This window comes from Neisseria sp. (assembly GCF_030523955.1).
In the GTDB taxonomy this organism is placed as follows: domain Bacteria; phylum Pseudomonadota; class Gammaproteobacteria; order Burkholderiales; family Neisseriaceae; genus Neisseria.
The window spans coordinates 72,582-94,688 of sequence record NZ_JAUNHL010000002.1; the positions used below are offsets into that span (position 1 = coordinate 72,582).

Below are 22,107 nucleotides of genomic sequence, written 5' to 3' on the forward strand. Positions count from 1 at the left end.
TTATTTTTCCTCAGAATGTCTAACGCCGCACACCGGGCAGGCCGGATTTTTAGCCAAGGCAAACCGCTGCCAGCTCCCGTCCAACGCATCGTATACCGAAAGCTGCCGGTGTGAGACATTACCGATGCCCATCAAAGTATTCAAAGCCAATACTGCTTGCGAGGCACCCACCACGCCCACCAGCGGGCTGAACACACCAAACAGCGCGCAAGCGCCGTCATCCGCATTTTCGCCCTCAAACAAACAGCCATAACAAGGCGCATCGGGCAAATCCGGCCGGAACAGTGCCAATTGCCCGCTGAAACGTACCGCCGCACCGGATACCAAAGGCGTCGCCGTCGCCACACAAGCTTTGTTCACTGCTTGGCGCGTCGCAAAATTATCGCTGCAATCCAATACGATATCCGCCTCGGCCGCCAATTCACGCAAACGGTTTTCAGACAGGCATTCATTCAATGCCTGCACTTCAATACGACTATTGAGTGCACGCAACCGCTCGGCTGCCGCATCTGCTTTAGGTCTTTCCAAATCAGCCTCGGTAAATACCACCTGCCGCTGCAAGTTGGTATCGGATACCGTATCGTGATCAGCAATCAGCAACCGACCGACCCCGGCAGCCGCCAGATAAGGCAAAGCGGCGGAACCGAGCCCGCCGCAACCAATCACCAACGCGGTAGCCGCCAAGAGCTTTTCTTGTCCTTCGATACCGATTTCGTCCAAGAGCAGATGGCGGCTGTAACGCAGTAAGTCCCTATCGTCCATACTTAAAAACTGATGTTTTCGAAACTGCTGTCAACAGCAAAATCATTAGACTCAGCGCGGCTGGTCGACACCATCTGCACTTGCGTAACCGTCATTTTCTTATCAACCGTTTTGAGCATATCGTAAATTGTCAGCAAGGCCACACTTACACCGGTTAAAGCCTCCATCTCCGCCAGCGCCGTAGTGCTGCTGGTCGCCACTGTTGCTTTCAGACGGCTGACATCCAAATCCACCTCAAAATCGACCCGTACATGGCTTAACCCATTGGAATGACACAACGGAATCAGCAACGAAGCCTGCTTGGCCGCCTGTACGCCCGCCACCCGCGCGATACTCAGGATGTCGCCTTTCTGGATGTTGTCCACCAACAATTTAACCGTACCCGGCCCCATATTAATGTATCCGCTGGCTACCGCAACATGCTCGGGCGGCTTGCTGCCCAACCCTATAGTCTTTTGCGGCGGCTGCTCGGCCGTTTGATTGAGTTCTTCAAACATAAATATTCCTCAAATAAATTTATTTATTAAAATCTGACCACCTTCGACAAAACCTCCCATATGTTTGCCTGGTGAATATTTTGTCCCGTACTTGAAAATAGCTCCCTACCTGCCAGCCTCCCCTTCGGTCGGAAAGATACTTTGCCATTTTAAAATATTTTTTAGATTTAGCCCATTCAGGCAATGCAAGCCACCCCTTCTCCATGCATCTTCTTCAGACAAAATATAGAAAGTGTGGCGAATACGCTACCCTCAAACTCCGCTTAGACCACTAAGCTACCGCTAAGAGTTCAGAAAATACCTTTTGCATCCAATTTAGGTAACATAGTAAAACAATAATTACATCAACAATTAAGTTTTATGACACATTTTAACGTCACCATGAATATTACAGTACGCTCCATAACGCTACTCACATCCTAATTGTCGTAACCCACACGGAAAATCTCGCAGGAAACCGTTTTAATGAAACCATTCAAACTTCAAGCCCTATCTCTTTGTCTTATCGCGCTCCCCCTGTCTGTTCTAGCACAAGATGTTAACGCCGAACGTGAAAAATGGGCTTTGCATGCCCGCGGCGGCGAAAACCAACTGGCCGAGTCTATTGATGCCCTAAACAAACTTTACGCTCAAAGCAAAGATGCCAAAGTACGAGCCGATTTGATTGCTTTATTGGTGCGCCAAGGCAACGGTAACGAAGCCTTGCGGGTATGCGATAACTGCAAAATCGACCACTATTCGCTGGATGAATTGCAAAATCTTGCCAAAGCCGCCCGCGACAACAAACAATTCGGCCAAGCACAAGAATTCTATAGCGCATTACAACAACAAGGCCCCAGTCTGAAAATCGGTTTCCTCGGCGGTGCACTCACAGCCGTGGATGCTCACGATTATGCAGCGGCCAAAAATCAGATCGCAGAATATCAACGCCGCTTCGGTAGCGACGAAGACATCCAGTTTGCCGAACGCTATATGGGCGAACAGTCGCAAAGCCTTACCGAACGGCTGACCGGCCTGCAACAACAACTGTCGGCCAATCCCGATAACAAAGAACTGGTGCTACAAGTTTACCGTACCGCCGCCCAACTGCGCGCTTTCCCGATTCAAGAAGAGTTGGTAGCGAAATATCCGAATTATTTTAGCGATAGCGACCGTTTGTGGTTAAAAGAAGGTATGGCGGTTAACCAATATCGTCTGGCCAGAACCACCGGCGATAAAGCAGGATTACAAAGCGCCTATGATGCACTCAGCGAAGTCGTCAACCAATCAGCAGAAGGAAGCGCTTTGAATACTCAAGCTTTGCGCGACCGCATGGCCGTAGCCGTAGCATTAGAAAAAGGCAAACTGGCTCTTGCTGATTACAATACATTGGCACGACGCGGCACGCAGCCTGATTACGTGCAAGAACAATACGCCGAAGCACTTGCCATCAACGGCGATCCGGTTACCGTACGCAAAGTCTATGAAGGTATCGCCTCTCGTCAGAGAACAGCTGATGGCAAACTTCCTGCCGATCTCACAGAAAAACTAGTACAAGCCAACGCCGACACCGGCAATTATACGCAAGCGCAGAACCTATTAAATAATTGGAATCCCAATAAATATACCAACGATTTCACCCGTACCTCGCAAGTCGATAATCCGTATTACGATAAACAATATTTCTGGAATGCACGCTTGGAAGCTTGGAACGGCAATATAAAAGGTGCGATCAAAATCATGGATAACTGGCTGGCCGACTACCCCGGCGACCCTTGGGCTATGGCATTACGAGGTGACTTAGCACAATGGAACGGACGTGAAGACGAAGCTCTTTCCTGGTATGAACAAGCCAAACAACAGCTTCCTAATGATAGCCAAGCTTGGCTGGATCGCAGCATAGGCGGCATTCTCAGCGAAAAAGGCAATTGGGCGGGCCTAGAGGAAATGGCGGCCAAGATTGATCGCAACGACCCCGAATACCAAGGCTTCTGGAAAATGTACGATGAAGCTCATGCCGCCCAGTTTCAAGCCTCTTACGGTATTACCCATGCCACATCACCCCGCGACAGCGGCAACGAATGGGAGCAAAGTACCACACTGTACAGCCCCCGCAGCAAAGGCGGGCATCGTGCCTATATCCACCAGCAATCCGGTTATGTCCCCAACCACGGAGACCCTTTGCGGCACGGTAGGATCGGAGCGGGAGGAGAATTCAGCCTATACCCGATCACCTTGAACGTTGAAGCCGGCCAAGGTACACACCTGAACGAAAAAGCCTATTTCGGCGCAGGCCTGAACTGGCGGGTAAACGAGCAGTTCAGTCTAAATGCCAGAGCGGAAAAAAATAGCGCCAACACACCTACCAAAGCCTTGTCGCAAGACGTTTACGCCAATGAATACAGTCTCAGCGCCAACTATAATCCCAGTGGAAATACCCGTACTGGTTTTGGTGCCAGCATCATGACTTTTGATGACGATAACGTACGCAAAAGCGTCTATGGATGGGTTTCCCAACTGTTGTTCCAACACAACCGTTGGAAACTGGATAGCTCGCTTTGGGCCGATTACAGCAACAACAAAGATACTCCGTCGGCGTATTACTACAATCCGAAAAACAGCCGCAGCCTTAGCGGTAATCTGGATTTATCCTATTTCAACCTCCTACCTAACGGAATGCGGCTTACCCATCACATTAACGGCGGTTTAGGGCGTTACTGGCAGGCAGAGCATTCCTCCGAAAATACTTGGATGCTGAAATACGGTCATGACTGGAACTTAACCAAAAATATCGGCCTAGCTTATGAATTTGGCCGCAAACAAGCAATTTACGATGGCAATCCCGAGTTCCATAACTTCGGCAACGTAAATCTGAATGTCCGCTTCCGCTAAACATTGATAGACCGATAGAATGATAGTTACCCGAAATAATGACATAAAGCGATAAGCCAAAGGTTGTACAAACAAGGTACGAGCAGACACAAGCAACCGCTGCCACTGTCATAAGCGGAGTAATTATTAAAAACAAAAACAGAATGAAACCATACCAACACAAAACGTATTGCCGACAATAAAGCTTTCAGATAGGCATTTCTTCCAGATGCCTGTCTGAAAAACGGTCATACTAATTATTTTAATCAATTGCAGAAAAACCAATCCTTATGAACTACAAACATTTACTTAGCGCACTCGTGCTATCAGGCATGATGGCTACCTCTTTCGCAGCAACAAATCCTGCTTTCGGTATTTTGTGTTATCACAACGTAGTGGATGAATCATCACCTCTCAATCCCGACAGCAATCATGACGGTTTGACCGGTAATATTGAACGCCAATATTTCCCACAAACTATTACTGTTAACCGTTTGATTGAGCATTTCAACTGGTTGAAGGGTAACGGCTACACTCCAGTAAGCTGGCAACAGATTTTAGACGCCCGCGCAGGCAAAACCACTTTACCGGCCAAGCCCGTGCTGCTCACTTTCGATGACGGTTATTCCAGCTTCTACACGCAGATTTACCCTCTGCTGAAAGCCTATAAATATCCGGCTGTATTCGCATTAGTGACCAGCTGGATGGAAACTCCGGCCAATGGCAACTTCATGTACGGCAATCAAAAACTGCCGCGTAATGCCTTAATTACTTGGGAACAAGCAAAAGAAATGAAAGACAGCGGTCTTGTAGAAATCGCCTCGCATAGCCATGACCTACACCGCAGCCTGAAAGGCAATTCTTTCGGTTCTCTTTTTGCCGCCGCCCTGCCCGGCAATTATCAGAATGGGCGATACGAAACTCCGGAAGAGTACCGCAACCGTGTCCGCAACGACCTTATCCGTTCATCCGATATCATTGCGCAAAGAATCGGCCAACGTCCGCGAATTATGATTTGGCCTTATGGCCAATTTACCGAAACCGCTGTCCAAATCGCACGAGAAGCAGGTCTGGAAAGCGACATGACGCTCTACGATCTCAAACTGAACCATGCATCTACCCGCCACTTGGGGCGGTTACTTCTTGATCATGAAACCGGTTATTCCATCATCAAGACCTACCTAGAAGGCAAAACACATGAACTCGATTTTCAACGTACCGTTCAAATCGATCTAGATGATGTATACAACCCAAATCCCGCACAAACCAACCGTAATTTGGATAAATTACTTGAGCGGGTGAAAGCCATTGGAGCCAATACCGTTTATCTGCATGCTTTAGCAGATGAAAACAATGACGGCATTGCCGAAGCAGCCTACTTCCCCAACCGGCATCTGAAAATGAAAAGTGATTTATTCAGCCGCGTAGCCTGGCAATTAATAACTCGGCTCGAAGTGAAGGTGTATGCCCAAATGCCGATGGTAGTATCAGATGCCGATACAAATAGCAACAATCGTTCAAGTGTAAGCCCAGCACAACAGAGCCAACGCTTATCACTCGATACACCGCAGAATCGACAAACTACGCAAGAAATTTATGAAGATCTGGCTTTCTCCAGCCGCTTCAACGGTATCTTGTTCCAAGACAACCTTTCTTCTTTAGGCAGCCGTGGTTCTTCAGCCGAAGAAGGTGAAAAGAGCAATGATCTGATTGCTTATTCCAACCAACTCAAAGCAGCTTTGCTAAAATATAACTTGAATGGCAAAAATATGCTAAAAACAACTCGAAGTCTGTATGTTGGTACTGAAATGAACAACGAGACACAAGAATGGCTAACAAAAAAACTATCCCAATACCATTCCCACTACGACTACACCATATTGATGGCCCTACCGCATCAGGAATATCAGCAAAACACCTCCTCGCGGCAAGCCAATCAATGGTTAAATCGTTTAATTGATCTTGTTAAAGACAGCAAACTTCAACGAAACCACGTAATAGTTGAACTACCATCTTACATCAGGCATGCTCAACAACCACTACCCGAGCAAGACCTGATCCGCGGAATGAAAACTTTAAAAAGTAACGGTATGCTCAGTTACGGCTATTCGCCGGATGATTTCCAAAACAATCGTCCGAATGCCTCATCAATAAAACCGGTTTTCTCCAATTTGCGCCGCTAATTCTGAAAACCAAATATCGAGCAACCAAAAACCAGCCGGGCATTTTCTGCCCGGCTAAATATGAAAACGCTAAGCAAGCAACTAAAAACTCGGTTCATACCGACGAAGAAAAAGAGCACCTTCCATGAAATGGTATGATTATCTGGCCGTTTTCGTCATGATGTATCCTGGCGTAATGGCTATCTACTGGACAATAACCGGCGTACTATATTTTCTGTTCTGGGAAAACCGGGCAAGAGAGCCAGAATTTGCTTATGATGATGACGCTCCGATGGTAAGCGTCCTTATTCCATGTTACAACGAAGCAGATAACCTCAATAGCTCCATCCCCCACCTATTGAACCTGGAATATCCTAACTACGAGCTGATCTTCATCAACGACGGCAGTAAAGACGATACTTTGAAAATTATCCAAAGTTGGGCAAAAATGGCCGAAAAAGTCGTCGCCGTGGATCAGGAAAACGGTGGCAAAGCTTCTGCAATGAACAATGGCCTGCGACATGCACGAGGCAAGTACATTGTCGGCATCGATGGCGATGCCATTCTCGATTATTACGCCATCGATTACCTGATACAAACCATGGAAAGCGATCCTACCCTTGGCGCTGTAACCGGCAACCCGCGTGTACGCAATCGAAGTACCGTGTTGGGTAAACTTCAGGTAGCCGAATTCAGCTCGATTATCGGCTTGATCAAACGCTCGCAAAGCATTATGGGTACATTGTTTACCGTCTCCGGCGTTATCATGTGCATACGCAAAGACATTGCAAATCAAATCGGTGGCTGGAGCGATAATATGATTACAGATGATATCGACGTCAGCTGGAAAACCCAAACTGCCGGTTATAACATCGCCTATGAGCCACGTGCTCTATGCTGGGTACTAATGCCTGAAACCATAAGGGGCCTTTACAAACAACGCCTACGCTGGGCACAAGGCGGAGCCGAAGTAGTAATGAAATATTTCTCCTCTGTTTGGCGTCTGCATAATTTCCGATTATGGCCTCTTTATTTCGAATACATCGTTACCTTGATTTGGGCATACAGTATGTTCGGTATGATGTTCTACGGCTTCTATCAGCTAGCGGTCAACGGTAGTATCAGCAACTTTAATCTATTAGAAGTGAGCAGCATCATTACCCTGATCCTATTCATGATGCAATTCTCTATCAGTCTGCTGATTGACAGTCGGTACGAAAGCAATCTGTTCCGCTATTTTGTCAGTTGCATTTGGTATCCCTATGTATTCTGGTTACTCAATAGCTTGACTCTGGCGCACGGTTTCCCCAAAGCCCTGTTTCGTAATAAAAACCGTAAAGCAACTTGGGTCAGCCCAGACCGTGGCGTCCAATAACTCTTTGAGGGAAAATCATTATGCTCAATGAAAAAGCACAAGATTTACGTGACCAAATGGTCATCAACAAAGCCTTGAATCCCAACCGGAGCATTAGTGTAAAAAGTTGGATAATCTTCTTTATTACTTGGACACTCTGGCTAACCGCACTTTATTATTTAGTACGAAACTCGCAAGAAGTGTTTAACACCACCATAGTCGGCGGCTGGACTATGCTCGAACTTATCAAAGGCGTTTGCATTATTCTTCTGATTCAACTGAATATTTTGTTCATCTGGTCAAATATCGTAGTACGCAAAGTAAACCAACGCCGCAAACAACGAATGACAGCCCTGCGTGTTCGGCAAGCAATCGAAGAAATCCACTATCCGAAAATCACACCCCAGCCACGTCGTAAACGGTCCAATACAGATATACGATAAAAAACAGAAAGCTTTTCCCGATTACGCTTCAGTTTGAATTCTTTACAAAAAAGCGATCGAATATAATTCTCCTCATGCTCGGTCAACTTTTCTTTCTGTATGCTTAAAAACGGCAGACAGTATGTTTTCGTTGGGATAATCGGAATTCAAGACACAGTTGAACGATTGAGTATGGCGCTCATAAAGACTAATTGAATAAAATCAGTTTCAATGAAAACGACACGCAAAAATGTATACCTACAAAAGATTAATCCGCTATATGTGATGCATTAAGCGATTGTTTATAGGCAACTTCATGGGTATTTGAGCTATAAAAAGTTGGAGACCAACCTAAATCTCCATTCGATCTTCTTTTGTAAGAATAAAAATGCCTGTCTGAAAATTTTCTGATAGTAGAAACTTTTCAGACAGGCATTTCTTAACTATTTAAATCCTACAAAATATCAGCAATATGTTTAGCAGCACGTTTGGCATCCAACAGGATCAAGCCTAGTTTACCGGTTTCCTTAGCAATCAAGGCCAATACTGCATCCGAACCAGCCTGATTCAACAGGATATAGCCGTTTTTACCTTTTACCATTACCTGATCCAATTCACCGCAAGCCAATTCGCCTGTGGCGTGATTACCCAAAGCTAATAATGTAGCAGACATGGCACCCACCCGGTCTTCATCCAAGCTTTTCGGCATCAAGGTCGCAATCGGCAAACCATCCGTAGAAATAACGGCAGAAGCAGTGATGTCCGGCGAGGTGGCATTCAAGTCACTCAACACAGAGATTAAAAGTTGTTCACGCATGTTTTTATTCCAAATTAGTTTGATTATTTATGTGAGTAAAAATAACTTTCCAGCCGTTTATTCAAATTTGCCTCCCCATAGCCTTCGGCAAATTACAGATACCGGAAGTTATCTCATACACTAAAGTTTATCTGTTGCACAAGACCTTAACTAGGGAAACAAAAGCTTCTTTATTAAGATCAGGAATACCACCTACCACCAAAATCAGCTTCGAATGACCAACATACAACGGGAAAAAGGTGAGTTCAGACTGACCGGAAGGTTCACAAATTCCCCAAGCATTGTGGTGGATATTCAAATTGTTTTTCAACAATAGTTGATGGCGCTCACCCAAGGCGGCAATTTCACTGGCAAGAATCCCAACCTCTTCCGCCGTTTCATGATGGAAACCTGCATTGGCAAAATACAAGCCATTCTGATCAGCTAACAACGCTTTACCTACACTGGAGAGCTGTTCCAGCAATTCAGGTAATTGATCATCAGAAAAGTACTGCTCTTCCTCTTGCTGTGTTTCTTCACCATAAAGAAACTCCAAACGTTGTAAGCGGTACAGTAAACTTAAGGAAGTTTCAATATCAGTACTATCGGTCCACGCCAACAGCTTCTCGGGACTGATTAACTCATTAGCATTCGCTTTTAACAAGCCATGCAATAAAGTACGACTGGCGCTGGCCGTATTATTAGATACGGCATAATATGCCCCCGCCGGTGTAATGCGCGGATATAAATTTGACTGTAAAGAAAGTGTCGTATCCATCTTATACCTCTAAACCTGGGTCGATCGAAAACAGCATAGCACTGACCAACTGTTTCACATCGTCTTCCTGACGAGCATCTACTTCGAAAACCGGAACATTAAAGTTATGCTGCGCCAAATATTTCTGATACACATCTATACCGGGCAAGGAGCGGACATCCATCTTGGTTACACCTACTACCAAAGGAGCGGTTTTCAGTAAATCCTTAAAAGCTTCCAAGAAAAAGTTCAAATCTTTCAAAGGATTGGTTCTCGTATTATCCAATAACAATACTAAACCCATACTTCCCTTGCTCAGAATTTCCCACATAAAATTAAAGCGCTCCTGACCAGGGGTTCCATATAAGTGAACTTTAGTATTTTCATCAAGACGAATCACACCGTAATCCATTGCTACAGTAGTGTAGCCCTTACGCACCAAAGTCATATCAGATGCGCGCGCATCAGTTTGTACAGGCGGATCATCCGATAATGCGCTGATTGCGGTAGTTTTACCCACACCTACCGGACCAGTAAAAATGATTTTATTTTCTATCATTTGAAGGCACTCCTTATTTGCCCGTCAGTTTACGCATCAAGCGGCTCAACAGGCCACGAGGTTGCTCTTTGCTACCACCAGCCGCACGCTCGGCTGCTTGGGACATATTCTTATCTGTTTCATCGGCACTGTTTACACTAACTTGCTGCTGTACTTCGGCTGCTTGTGAGCCAGCCACATGTTGATGTTCAGTAAACTCACTATCAGTCGCCAGAAAGCCGGTTACATACGTAGCAGCGATGTAATTCAGGATATCCGACATATCCAAAGGCATCACTTTGTATAATACATTTAAGTTTACCGATGTTTTTGTCAAGAAAGCCGATAACCGCATGGATTCGGGAACCGGCGCCAAGCGTGTCAAGTTTGGCCAGCGCTTCAAAGTAAATACGCTTTGTGGCGTCAGGGGATAAACCAAGCGTCCGCGCGCACTCCAAATGGCCATCTGCCACAAACACGACATTATCGTTACTTTGGCCTTTTCCTTCCATTGCGGATTATCAGGTACTGCTTTAGCAATGATTTCCAGCGTATCATCCTTACACATACGCTCCAACTCTTCTGCGCTAACCGTCAATAATACGCGCTGAATGCTTGGAAACACGATCAGTACCGGTTTGCCGTTGTGTAGCACTGCAGTATCATGCGTACGGCTACTTGCCACCTTAAGTGCGCCCAATAAACCACTCTGCGGGTTAAAACGCTTGATATTGGTTTTGCGATGTCCTGCATCGATATCTTGTGTTGGCACAGCAGGGTTTAAACCAGCCAGTTTTTCTGCAGGCTGAAAAATACTACCGCCTTGCGCCAGACTGCGCAGCGTTGGAAACAAAGTATCGAACTTAACGGGTTTATTTAGATACGGTGCCGTCATAATGGGTTCGTTTTGTGAAAAAATCACAACCGGGATATCCGGATATTCTTTTTTCATTTCTTGCCATGGCAGAATTCCTTTTCCATTGTCAATGTCTACCAACACCATATCCGGTTTCTGGCCTGAACCTTCTATAACAACCTCGTAATTGGTTGTATTGTGCATCTTAAATGCCATACGGAAAATAGCTTCTTGCTGCTCGCTAAAGTCTTTAAGCATTACCCGTACTGTTTTGATTTTTGGTAACAGACTATCCATTATCAGTACTCTTTATAATATTTATTTAGAAATTTGCTGAACACGTTGTACCAATTGGCTCATCGCCAATACAACTTCTTCAGGCAGGCTGTTTACACGGTCACGCAGAAGCTTGAGGAATTGCTCCAAACGTACCCAGTCTTCCGAACGTTCATACAAATCAAATAGTGTGATGTAGAGTTGTGACTCTTCGGGATATTGCAGAACCGCTTGCTCTAATGTACTAATGGCTTGATCCAATTGGCCGTACATCAACAAAGATTCCACCTCTTTCAAGGCTACATCAGACGGAGAATTGCTATCGCTCACCACTGAGTCGTTTTGCAATACGAGGTCGCGGTATTTCGATCTTAATTGGCGTGCGGAAGGCTGCAAATAACCCTTTGCCAGTCCAATTTCACGAATTTGCTGTTCGTTTGGTCCCTTTTCCAGCTCATCAAACAATTCGTGTTGGCCCAGATTGTAACCCCAGCCAAGCATTCGCTCTTTAACCTGACGTCCATAAGAGCCTAGAGAATAGTAGAGTTTCCATAAGTGGCCGGCAAACTGTTCGACCTCATTATGTTGATAATCCAACTTTAACGCATCGATAATCAGAGAAGCCGGTTTCTCAGACTTCTGAATAGCACGATTGTATTGCTGTACTGCCGCCTCGTAGCCCATTTGGTTTTGCAACAATTTGGTACTGCGCTCTGGTTTCACAAAGCTGATTACGGCACTCATCTCTTCAGCAGACAAATCACGCAACTCATAAGTGCCTTTGGCAACCACAATCGCACTACGCTTCGCATTGCGCTGTGTAGCACGGGCATTCCCTGAAAAAGAAGACGAATGTTGAGATACCGTATTTGCGGATTCCGAATCATCAGTACCCAAACCGGTTTGCTCACCAATTTGCTGTGCCACTTCTTTCATGCCCCAACTGAGTTGATTCTCAGCCACTACACGTAACGAAAGATTGTGAGGTTCAACTGATAAACCTTCACGCACATAGTTGGCCAAATCGTCTACACTCAACACCTCGCCATGTTTTGACAATGCAGAGGCCAATAGATCGATATTACCGGTACTCAAACTGAGATTTGCCAGCTCATGTACCAACTTTTCCGGGGCGCGTTCAATCTTATCAAGATAGCCTGCCAGCGAAGCGGCCGCTTTATCTTCATAACCGAACTGTTTATACACCTGATACTCTGTCAGAGGATCAACTTCCTGCGCAGATACAGAGGCCGCACCGGGATCAATGCTTCCGCTTTCCCATTCCCAATCCTGTTCGTCTGTTTTGTCAACGGTTTGATTGATTGTATCCAACCAATCTTCGGACTGCTGACCACCAGACGCAGCTTGGCCGCTACGTGCGTTAGACGCACCTCGACCATATTTTGCGTTCATGTTGGGTGACACTTTGTTTTGCTTGATACGTATAAAGAAAAATACGATCACCAAAGCTCCCAACAATCCTATTAGCAGCGAGTAATTCAATTAACTCTCCCGAATTTATACATAGAGCTCCAATGTTTGTGTTGTATGGAATCCATCATAATTTCACCATAAAATCCAATGACATTAAGCCGTTACTTTCTAGCATTTAATAATAGCATGACTTTCACATACCCTGTATCCCGCAAACATTTTTTAACAAGCCACACAGCCGGCTATCTTTCAAAACAACCGATAGATTCAATGTGTGCGGTTTGAGGAAATAAATTAATCACTCCTACCTTCTTGAATTTATATCCCTTTTCAACCAGAAAGGCGGCATCACGCGCCAATGTTGCAGGATTGCAGGAAACATACACTATTTTGTCTGGCAAATAAGGAGGTCTCAGCGCCCTAATCACCTCCTGCGCTCCGCCGCGCGGCGGATCCAATAATATTTTGTCCAACCTGCCCCATGAAGCAATTGCTGCCGCATCAACTCGAAAAAGATTGGAAGCAACGAAGCGAGTATTACCATCCAAACCGTTCAATTCAGCGTTCAAAACAGCCATTTTTGTTTGCTCTTCAGAGCCTTCTATACCAATAGTTAGCACACCGCTACGCGCAATTGCCAGCGTAAAATTGCCTAAACCACAAAATAAATCAGCAACCCGTTCACCCCGCTGCGGCTCCAGCAGACGGATTGCCCGCTGAACCATCAAAGCATTGACTTGATGATTCACCTGCGTAAAATCACCAGGCCGATAATTAATACGCAGATTAAACTCAGATAAGCCGTAATATAGCTCTGTCTCTCGAGGCGGGTAAAAGGGTTGCGCAGCACATGTTCCGGTTTGCAGCCAGATTTGCCAAATATTACCGCTCCGATCTAAATGCCTGTCTGAAAACTGTCGCAATAACGCCAACTTCGACTTATCCAATCCCGTCTCAGTAGCAACAGTCAGTACACTAATGCCCTCTGCGTCCGAGATTTCAATATGACGAACAGCTGCCTCCTCCCCCCAACACTGCAACATTTCTTGCAATTCAGGCAATATTTCAGAAATATGAGAGGGCAAAATGGCACAAGTTTGAATTTTTACTACCCGGTTACTCTTATTCGCTTTAAAACCAGCATATAGCCTACCTTTTTCATCTTCGGCGACCGCCAACCGCGCACGTTGCCGATAACCCCACGGACTACCATAAATCGGTGGCAGTACCTGCTCGGCACTTACTTTACCTATTCGCTGCAACTGATCTTCTAGAGCGCGTTGCTTATAGGCGACTTGCGCTTCATGCTGTGCATGTTGCAACACACAACCGCCACAGTCGGAAAAATGCGGGCAACGCGGCTCAATACGCTGTTCCGAGGCGAGCAACACTTCTACGGTTTCCGCCTCGTCAAAATGCTTCTTACTTTTTGTTATCCGACAGTTTACTTCTTCACCCGGCAACGCACCTTCAATAAAAACCGCCTTACCATCAATCCGAGCCACTCCCCTGCCTTCATAATCAAGAGCATGAACATGTACGTTTCGAATGATTTCTTTATCCATGATACCCATCATCGCCGTTCAACTGTTACTCACACCGAAAAAACGATATTTTCGCACAAAATTTTATAAGATACGGTATCATTTAGCTTATATATCCAATATATCCAAACCCATAACAGAATACACAACATGAAAACACAAGGATTCGGCTTGCTTGCCCTAATCACCGGCACAGCAGCTGTCGCAGCGCCGCATACTCCGTTACCGGATGTTTCCCCTATCACTCCAGGACAACATGTCATCATTAACATCCCGCAACAGCGGTTATTTTTATATGTCGACGGGAAACTCAGCAAAATTTATCCGGTAGCCGTCGGCAAAGCGAACACTCAAACCAATCTTGGGCGTCACATTATCGGTGCCAAAACCTACAACCCGACTTGGCATATACCGAAATCAATTCAAAAAGAATTAAACAACGGCCAAACTACCGTCCCTCCCGGCCCTAAAAATCCCCTAGGCCCCGTTTTTGTCCGTATGGGAGATCCCAAGCTTGGTTTAGGCATCCACGGCACCAATGCCCCATCCAGCGTACCGGGTGTTCGCAGCCATGGTTGTGTCCGCATGAAATCGCCAGATGCATTGGAGTTCGCAAAAACCATTACCTCCGGCTCACCGGCAGACGTAATCTATCAAATGGCCTCCGTCAACATCGATGCCAATAATAATATATGGATAGCCGCCTTCCGCGATCCTTACAACCAAAAAAACCTCGATACCACCGCCTTGCGTAAAAGTATCACCGCTTGGGCCAAAGCCCACGGCAAAACCGTCCACACCAAACGCTTGGATATCGTATTAAAAAGCCGAAGCGGAGCCTTAAACTGCATTACCTGCGGCTCGGCAGCCGGAAAAATAAACGGTTCTCTACAATCTCTGGCCTGGACCACTGGCTCCGGAGAATTGTCCAAACCCATTGTTACACCGCCGAAACCCGAACCAACCGATCAAGTTTTGCCAGAAGGCAGCGAAATCGAAGTGGAAGAAGATGCGAGCGCCGCTACAGCAACACCGGCTCCCCTGCCAACCGAAACCACCCAATCCGAAAATGGTTCCGTAACGCCCCTCCTTTCAACCAGCCCTGAACAGCAACCGGCACCGGTTAGCAAACCAGCCAGCAATGAATATATCGAACAAACCGACAACCTTTTTTAAACAAATATATTGATAAAACAATACTAGGTTCTGTCGACATTCAAGCTTTCAGTGTATCCTATCCTCATGACCAGATATATTCTTACCGATGCACAGTGGGCAAAAATTGAGCCTTTATGCCAAGGAAAAGTTGGCGATGCCGGCCGAACCGCTGTCGATAACCGATTATTTATAGAAGCCATACTATGGATTATCCGTACCGGCAGTCCTTGGCGCGATCTGCCCGAAGAGTTCGGTAATTGGAAAAGTATCCACAAACGCTACCGCAGATGGGTCTTGGCCGACCGTTTTCATCATATTTTTGAAGAACTGAACCGTGATCTCGATATGGAGTATGTCATGATTGACGGCACAATCATCAAAGTTCACCGCCACGGTCAGGGTGCAAAAGGGGGACTCGAAATCAGGCCATCGGCCAATCCAAAGGCGGGATGACGACCAAGATTTTGGCTATGGTGGATGCTTTGGGGAACCTGATTGATTTCAAACTGATGCCTGGTCAGTGCAATGACATTTGCGGCGTAGAACCGCTGATTAAAGACAAGGAATTTGATGCTTTATTGGAGGATAAAGCCTTTGATGCCGACTGGCTGGTCGAAGAGTTGACCGAAAGGGGGAGTAAGGTGGTTATTCCGCCGCGTAACAACCGCAAATTGCAGCGGGAACACGACAAGATGATGTATTGCTGGCGACATTTGATTGAGAACTTTTTTTGCAAACTCAAAGAATTCAAGAAGATTGCGATGCGCGCAGAAAAAACCGACCAATCTTTTGCTGCCAATATTTACCTTGCGGCTGCCGTATTGAAATTAAGGTAAACTTGAATGTCGACAGACCCTAGCGGTCTTGCGAAGCTAAAATGCTCGCAAGATGTTCAATCTTACTGCGCTTTTTGCCTTGCATACGCGGTTTTTGCCTCAAAAAACCGCTTCGCCAGTTAATTGTCGACAGCCCCTAGGCAGATAGCCTTATGAAAGTTCGTCATAGCTGTATTGGTCTAAATAATACATTACCAAACATTCTAGATAATGATAAAACATCCTATGGTCGCTAGATGGTTCATATTTCCGATAATTTAAAATTATTGATTGCCCGCAAAACTATCATCTAGGGTTGCTTTTACATCTGCAAGATACAGTAAGAACCTTGCTATGGTGTATATATCAGCCTCTTCACCATTTGCATTATTTACATTATCTGCAATAGCAATATACTTCAATACGTGTTCAAAATTAATGTATTTATCATCTTCGTCTATTATTCTGTCCAAAATGGATTTTCTACTCATCTTTACCACATCCTTATATCAATAACTTTTCAGACAGCCTTTGCTTCCCCGCCTGCTTCAAGCATGGTTAATGCTTCCCGATAATGCCCGCGCAATAGGTCGCTATACCATTGCATAAACTCTGTACGTTCGGCCATGTAGTCCGTGCGGTTATAGACTGCTCTGATTTTGTTGTCGTCAATATGGGCAAGCTGCCGTTCGATGGCATCGGGGTTAAAGGCCTGTTCGTTTAATATGCTACTTGCCAAGCTGCGGAAGCCGTGCGGTGTGGCAATGCCTTTGTATTCCATTCCGTTAATGATTTTACCTGCCGTGTTTTCGCTGATATGGCCGTCTATGGCGGTGCGACTTGGGAACAGAAACGGGCTGTGCCCTGTGATGGCGTGTAGCTCTTGCAATAATTCAAGCGGCCAGTCTGCCAGCGGGATAATATGCGCTCGGGGGCGTTTCATACGCTCGGCAGGTATCATCCATGTTTTCTTGTTAAAGTCGATTTCTTGCCATTTGCCACCGCGTATTTCGGCATTGCGGGCAAAGCAAAGCATAATCAGCATCACGCATAGGCGGTTTTGCTGATGTGTATCGGCCAGTATCAGCCGTCTGAAAAACTCGGTTAGTTCTTCGCGCGGCAAGGCGGGCATATGAACGGCCTGCCGTTTAGGCAGATAACCGACAAGCGGGGCGGCAGGGTTGCCGTCGGTAAGCTCCAGCAAAGCGGCATGGTTGAAAACGCTGCCTATCCATTGCCTGATTTTTTCTGCCGTTTCCAATGCGCCCCGCTCGGCGATATGTTCGATTACGTTTTTTATATCGCTTACCCGTAATTCTTTAATCGGACGGTTGCCGATATGCGGGAAAACGTCTGCTTCAAAATACTGCATAATCCGCGCCGCGTGTTTCTCTTTCCAACGCGGCAGGTTCTTGGTGTGCCATTGCTTTGTTACTGCTGCAAAGGTGTTCAGCAAGGCTGCTTGCCGCTCCTGTTTGGCCTGTTGCTTGGCTGCGCTGGGGTCTTGGCCTGCTGCTATCATGCGGCGGGCGTTTTCGGCTGATTCTCGGGCTGCGCTCAATGAAACGGCAGGATACTTACCGATTGATAACAGCTTCTCTTTTCCGTCTATGCGGTATTTCAGCCGCCACAACTTACCGCCTGCTGGTGTAACCTGCAAAAACATACCCCCGCCGTCTGCCAGTTTGTATGGCTTGTCGGCGGGCTTGGCATTCTTTATTTGGCGGTCGTTTAGTGACATTTGGGGGTATTTTTTACAGGGTATTTTTCAGATACCCCCGAATACACCCCCGTTTTTTGGTTTATTCAATTAGACAGCATTTTATTGCGTTAGACAATCAAGGCTGTTAAAACACACCCTTAATCAGGCTGAAAGCCTTGCTATGCTTGGATTTTGGTTTATGGAATTAGACGGCATTAGGCGTAAAAAAACAGCCCCGAAAGGCTGTTGTTTTTTGAGTTTGGTGCGACGGAGAGACCCTAATTTTTCATTCAAATATATGATTTTAAATAACTAAATTTATTCAATATTTTAAAATACCGTAAAAAATACCGCAAATTTGCAAAAGTCACCCATTTTTCGCCCTGTTTTTTGCTCTCCGGCATAAATCAGATTTAGGCCGCCTGCATCATTTTTCAGACTGCCTAACCTATCGGCTGAAACAGCCCCATCATACCCCAAATTGAAAATAAGCGTATATAGGTACTAAAAAACAGCGGGAACAGCGGGAACGCGGGACCATTTGACTTAAGCGATTGATTTTTGGTAACAAAATGTTCCCGCTCCCTTTTTAGCCAGCGGGAACACTTTCCGCCAAAACTGCCCCAATTACCATCTATATCAATGATTTAAAACAATAAATATCGAAAATATACCAGCGGGAACAGCGGGAACGTTTTCAGGCATTAAGCCGCTTGGCCGTCCGACCGGACGTTTCTTTTTACCGATCATGATCGAACTCCTAAATAAAAAAGCCGCCTGAAAACAGACGGCTTGATTCAAATAAAATTAACGAAAATCCACTTTACAAGGCGTGCGTGCAATGATTTCACGCGCCTGTATCACGGACTGTTTCAAGTCTTCACGCAATGATTGCATCTCTGATGGTGTCAACGCCTGAACGGTGGATTTGTTTGTTGATTCAATAGGATTTTTTCTCTTTTCGTCAATACTCATTTCAACATCTCCATAAATAATTCCTGCCATTGCGTTTCAGTCCAAGATGTCATTAAATTCAGACGGCCTTTGCTTGGCTGGTGTTATTTCGGCTCGGGCGGCTCAATGTCGATTAGTACATAATGCGCCCCATGCCCGCGCTTTTTGTGGGTAAAGCGGTTTTCTTTTTCGTTACGCTTTAGCCAGTCTGCATCATGTAACACACGGCAAACCTTATTCCGTTCAAAGCTGCCGCATATTTCGTCAAGAAACACGGCGGGAATAATCCAATACTCATCGGTTTCTTTCTGCTCTCCTCGCTTAATCCAGCCCGCATGATTGCGGTCGGTGCTGCCGCCTATGGTGCTGTTCCAGTCGGTAAATCTCACGCTCTGCCCAAACCGCTGCATAAAGTCGCTTGTCTGCTCTCTGATTTTCTCATCTTCATATTTGCCCGTTCCATTGGTCGCTAACCATTCGTCAAAGCATTGTTTCACACCGGCCATGCCCACACCAGCGGGCAAGCCGGTAACAGGGGCGGCCATCTCTAGGGCGGCTGAAACCAATGCAAAGCGGCGGGCAACACGGCGGGCTTGGCCGGAAAGCTCGGGCAATGTCGCCATAAATGCGGCGATACGCTCTTTAATGGCTGCCGGTGTGGTTTGGTCTATCAGGCGGATAAATGCGCGCCCCGCGTGGCTGTGGTGCTGCTCTGCGGCTTCCTGCAAATGCTCCGACAATAACGCGCCATCGGTAAAGCCGTGCAGCGTGTCATAAATGCCGTATTGTGCAGCGGCTCGGATATTGGGTAAGCGGGTTGCCTGCCCTGCGTTCCAGTCGTTATCTGCTTTCAGAATGCTGCTCGGTGTCTTTTCGCCGGTGGAAAGCATCAACACACGCCAGCGGGTCAAGGCTCGGTTGCCGCCGTCTTTTGCGCCCTGTGCTTTGTTCACGCCATTCATCAGGCTATACACGGTATTACCTATCACTTTGGGCGCGGCTTGGCTGATTTCGTCCAACACTAACAGGCCGTCATTGCGGGCGGCTGCGGTGTTGTTAAACGCTAAGGCCGTACCTTGCCATGTCATGATGCTTTCAGACGGCTTGCCCCATACACTCAAGGCCACACGCGCGGCGGTCTTCTTGCCGTCCGATGAATCGCCATACAGATGAAAACCGCCTGATTCTTCGCCCAATAACGACAATAGCGGCGCGGCTAAGGCGGTACCAAGGGCAAGGCATAGGCGGCTGTTACCGGCTGCATAACGGGCTATTTGCTGTTGCCATGCTTCCAGCGTTCCCGCCGGTGTGTAGGCTGCTGCTTGGCTGGTGTCGCCATTGTAGATAATGCGCGGTGCTTCTTTGCTATCGTGGATTGCTTCACCATTGGGCAACAGGTAAACGCCGTCATGCCAGCCCGCGCGGTCGGTAATGGTGTAAGGGGTGTTGCTGCCGTGGTTTTGCAGATAATCGGATAAACGCTCACGCTTCACGCGCCCGCTCAAGATGGTAATGCCGTATTGCTGTAATTGCCGCCAGCCTGCATTGCTGCCTATATCGGCCTGCGGTATGGCGGCCTGTTTGGTTTGCCGTGTCAGGCGGTCGCGCCATTCAATTATGCGGTAATGGCTGCCTTGTTCGTCTATGCCGCGCCCGATTAAGGCTATCGGGTCGGCCAGCAATAACGGCGGCTGTTCGTGGGCGTTGCCGTCTTTGTCGTGGGTAATGCCGATGTAATGCACACCATTGCTTTTTACTTCATAGCGGGGCTTTAACTGGTAGCTTTCACCGCCATTGCCGCCCACACCTTCAAACATTTTAATAAAATCGGGTTTGCTGCCGGTGTCGGCCTGCTTGTCTTTCTCTGCGGTGGTTGTCATAATTCAATCTCCGTTAAATGCTTTATCTGTGCGCAAAGGCCGTCTGAACATTCAGGCGGCTTTTGCTTTGCCGTCAATCGTTGATACCGCCCGCCGCTTCCGCTGCTTGAATGGCGTTCAATTCGTCTAGGGCATCGGTGTCGGGGGTGTCGCTTTTCCAAGTAAACACGTCTAAGCCTGCCTGTATTGCCCGCCGTGCCAGCTTGTCGGCCGCTTCCAATCCTGCGGGGTCATGGTCGGCGTAAATGCCCAATGCCTGCAATTCAGGCGGCCATTTGAATGCTTTCAGGCCGCTGGTGCTTAAACAGGCTGATACCGGCCAGCCGGTTAATTCATGCGCGGCTAAGGCGGTTTCTATGCCTTCACACACCATCAGGGCATTGTTTACCGGCTGAAACAGTCTCACGGCATGGCCTGATAACCAACTCATACCCTCAAATCTCACTTGCATTTTTTTCGCCGGTAATTGCGCTCCCGTTTCAGGGTGATGCAGATTCAATTTAGTGTGGCTCTGCGTATGGCTGCCGCTGTCGCCCTGCGGTTTGGTGTAGCAGCGTTTCAGGTAGGTAATGTGCAAACCTGCAAGTGTGCCGTCTGCTTCGGTAATGGCGGCAACCATGGCGGGAAAGCGGCCTATTTCTTTCCAGCCGTCTGAACATTCCGCCCAATACGGCAAGGCGGCGTGATACCGCAATGCTTCGGGGTATGGCTCGGCTATGGTTTAGCCCCTGCCTTGCAGATACCCGCTAACAGGGTCGCCATCGCTCACCGGCGCGGCTTGCTCCCATATCGCGGCCAGTTTGTTCAGGCGGTCTTTGGGCGGTGTTTTAGGGGGCGGTGCCACACGCGGCGCGGCGGTCGGTGCTGGCGCGGTCATGCCCAATACGCCGGCAACGGCTAACGCTGCTTCATGGAATGAATAGCCGAAATAGTGCATCAGCAAATCAAAGCCATCGCCTGCGCCGTTTTTGTAGTGGGTGCAGATAAAACCGCCGTTGCCGCCTTTATCGTCAAACCGGTAGCGGTCTGTTCCGCCGCAAGCGGGGTATGGCTGGTGTTTGTTGGCCAGGCTTTCAGACGGCAAACCAAGCGCGGTTAAAATGCCGTGCCAGTTACCAGCGGCGCGTTGTCGGATTTCGTGATGATCAAGGCGGCTCATTGTGCAGCTCCTTTCGGTATCGGCTCATAAACAACGGCGGCCATCGGGTCGGCGGTATAGACTTGCTCCCATGCGGCGGGCTGCTCTGCTGCCACTGGTTCAGCGGTTGCGGGCTTGGTGCAGGCATAGGCGGTCATGACAACGGCGGCGGCCAAAGCGGTGCGGATAGCGTATTTCATGGCGGTTATCCT

At 47.2% G+C, this 22,107-nt stretch carries 20 protein-coding genes and 1 pseudogene; 6 read left to right on the top strand and 15 right to left on the bottom strand.

What is annotated here, in order from left to right:
• On the bottom strand, positions 1–762 hold the full coding sequence (locus tag Q4C79_RS01020; RefSeq protein WP_303089173.1) for a HesA/MoeB/ThiF family protein: 762 nt from the start codon (positions 760–762) through the stop codon (positions 1–3).
• Positions 763–764: 2 nt separating this feature from the next.
• A complete protein-coding gene (locus Q4C79_RS01025; protein ID WP_303089174.1) occupies positions 765–1,259 on the bottom strand; it encodes a cyclic pyranopterin monophosphate synthase MoaC in 495 nt (164 codons plus the stop codon).
• 465 nt (positions 1,260–1,724) lie between these two features.
• Between Q4C79_RS01025 and pgaA the strand changes: the two genes are divergently transcribed.
• The 4 genes from pgaA to Q4C79_RS01045 all read left to right on the top strand — a co-directional run bounded on the left by pgaA (position 1,725) and on the right by Q4C79_RS01045 (position 8,068).
• Entirely contained in the window at positions 1,725–4,130 is a 2,406-nt protein-coding gene (gene pgaA / locus Q4C79_RS01030; protein WP_303089175.1) for a poly-beta-1,6 N-acetyl-D-glucosamine export porin PgaA, read from the top strand.
• A gap of 269 nt (positions 4,131–4,399) precedes the next feature.
• Positions 4,400–6,292 carry a poly-beta-1,6-N-acetyl-D-glucosamine N-deacetylase PgaB gene (pgaB, locus tag Q4C79_RS01035; protein ID WP_303089176.1) on the top strand — a complete coding sequence of 631 codons (1,893 nt, stop codon included), beginning with the start codon at positions 4,400–4,402 and terminating at the stop codon, positions 6,290–6,292.
• A 124-nt stretch (positions 6,293–6,416) separates the two neighbouring features.
• A complete protein-coding gene (gene pgaC, locus Q4C79_RS01040; protein ID WP_303089177.1) occupies positions 6,417–7,646 on the top strand; it encodes a poly-beta-1,6-N-acetyl-D-glucosamine synthase in 1,230 nt (409 codons plus the stop codon).
• 20 nt (positions 7,647–7,666) lie between these two features.
• Positions 7,667–8,068, top strand: coding sequence for a hypothetical protein (locus tag Q4C79_RS01045; protein ID WP_303089178.1), 402 nt, complete (start codon positions 7,667–7,669; stop codon positions 8,066–8,068).
• A 433-nt stretch (positions 8,069–8,501) separates the two neighbouring features.
• Here the strand turns inward: Q4C79_RS01045 and Q4C79_RS01050 are convergent, their stop codons facing one another.
• The 6 genes from Q4C79_RS01050 to rlmD form a co-directional block, all read right to left on the bottom strand.
• Positions 8,502–8,864, bottom strand: coding sequence for a roadblock/LC7 domain-containing protein (locus tag Q4C79_RS01050; RefSeq protein WP_303089179.1), 363 nt, complete (start codon positions 8,862–8,864; stop codon positions 8,502–8,504).
• 127 nt (positions 8,865–8,991) lie between these two features.
• Complete coding sequence (locus Q4C79_RS01055; protein ID WP_303089180.1) at positions 8,992–9,621, bottom strand: peptidase M23; 630 nt, start codon at positions 9,619–9,621, stop codon at positions 8,992–8,994.
• A gap of 1 nt (position 9,622) precedes the next feature.
• On the bottom strand, positions 9,623–10,159 hold the full coding sequence (locus Q4C79_RS01060) for an ATP/GTP-binding protein (protein ID WP_303089181.1): 537 nt from the start codon (positions 10,157–10,159) through the stop codon (positions 9,623–9,625).
• 13 nt (positions 10,160–10,172) lie between these two features.
• Entirely contained in the window at positions 10,173–11,291 is a 1,119-nt protein-coding gene (locus tag Q4C79_RS01065; protein WP_303089182.1) for a response regulator, read from the bottom strand.
• A 21-nt stretch (positions 11,292–11,312) separates the two neighbouring features.
• Positions 11,313–12,773, bottom strand: a complete 1,461-nt coding sequence (locus Q4C79_RS01070; RefSeq protein ID WP_303089183.1) for a tetratricopeptide repeat protein — start codon at positions 12,771–12,773, stop codon at positions 11,313–11,315.
• A gap of 173 nt (positions 12,774–12,946) precedes the next feature.
• Positions 12,947–14,269: a 23S rRNA (uracil(1939)-C(5))-methyltransferase RlmD gene (gene rlmD / locus Q4C79_RS01075; protein WP_368492196.1), complete on the bottom strand. Its 1,323-nt coding sequence runs from the start codon at positions 14,267–14,269 to the stop codon at positions 12,947–12,949.
• Between the two features lie 129 nt (positions 14,270–14,398).
• Here rlmD and Q4C79_RS01080 point away from each other — a divergent pair, with 129 nt between their 5' ends.
• Positions 14,399–15,424 (top strand): L,D-transpeptidase, encoded by a 1,026-nt coding sequence (locus tag Q4C79_RS01080; RefSeq protein ID WP_303089184.1) that lies wholly within the window; start codon positions 14,399–14,401, stop codon positions 15,422–15,424.
• 66 nt (positions 15,425–15,490) lie between these two features.
• A pseudogene (locus Q4C79_RS01085) lies at positions 15,491–16,242 on the top strand (IS5 family transposase).
• Between the two features lie 263 nt (positions 16,243–16,505).
• Here Q4C79_RS01085 and Q4C79_RS01090 read toward each other — a convergent pair.
• The 7 genes from Q4C79_RS01090 to Q4C79_RS01120 all read right to left on the bottom strand — a co-directional run bounded on the left by Q4C79_RS01090 (position 16,506) and on the right by Q4C79_RS01120 (position 22,095).
• Positions 16,506–16,712, bottom strand: coding sequence for a hypothetical protein (locus tag Q4C79_RS01090; protein ID WP_303089185.1), 207 nt, complete (start codon positions 16,710–16,712; stop codon positions 16,506–16,508).
• A gap of 29 nt (positions 16,713–16,741) precedes the next feature.
• Complete coding sequence (locus Q4C79_RS01095) at positions 16,742–17,962, bottom strand: integrase arm-type DNA-binding domain-containing protein (RefSeq protein ID WP_303089186.1); 1,221 nt, start codon at positions 17,960–17,962, stop codon at positions 16,742–16,744.
• 768 nt (positions 17,963–18,730) lie between these two features.
• The gene (locus tag Q4C79_RS01100) at positions 18,731–18,898 is read right to left on the bottom strand and encodes a hypothetical protein (protein WP_303089187.1); all 168 of its coding nucleotides are present in this window, start codon (positions 18,896–18,898) and stop codon (positions 18,731–18,733) included.
• Between the two features lie 83 nt (positions 18,899–18,981).
• Positions 18,982–20,757, bottom strand: coding sequence for a DUF927 domain-containing protein (locus Q4C79_RS01105; protein WP_303089188.1), 1,776 nt, complete (start codon positions 20,755–20,757; stop codon positions 18,982–18,984).
• A gap of 73 nt (positions 20,758–20,830) precedes the next feature.
• A complete protein-coding gene (locus tag Q4C79_RS01110) occupies positions 20,831–21,451 on the bottom strand; it encodes a toprim domain-containing protein (protein ID WP_303089189.1) in 621 nt (206 codons plus the stop codon).
• A 27-nt stretch (positions 21,452–21,478) separates the two neighbouring features.
• Positions 21,479–21,916, bottom strand: a complete 438-nt coding sequence (locus tag Q4C79_RS01115) for a primase-helicase zinc-binding domain-containing protein (protein WP_303089190.1) — start codon at positions 21,914–21,916, stop codon at positions 21,479–21,481.
• The gene (locus Q4C79_RS01120) at positions 21,913–22,095 is read right to left on the bottom strand and encodes a PTS sugar transporter subunit IID (protein ID WP_303089191.1); all 183 of its coding nucleotides are present in this window, start codon (positions 22,093–22,095) and stop codon (positions 21,913–21,915) included. The genes Q4C79_RS01115 and Q4C79_RS01120 overlap by 4 nt, the downstream gene beginning before the upstream one ends.
• Between the last annotated feature and the right edge of the window lie 12 nt (positions 22,096–22,107).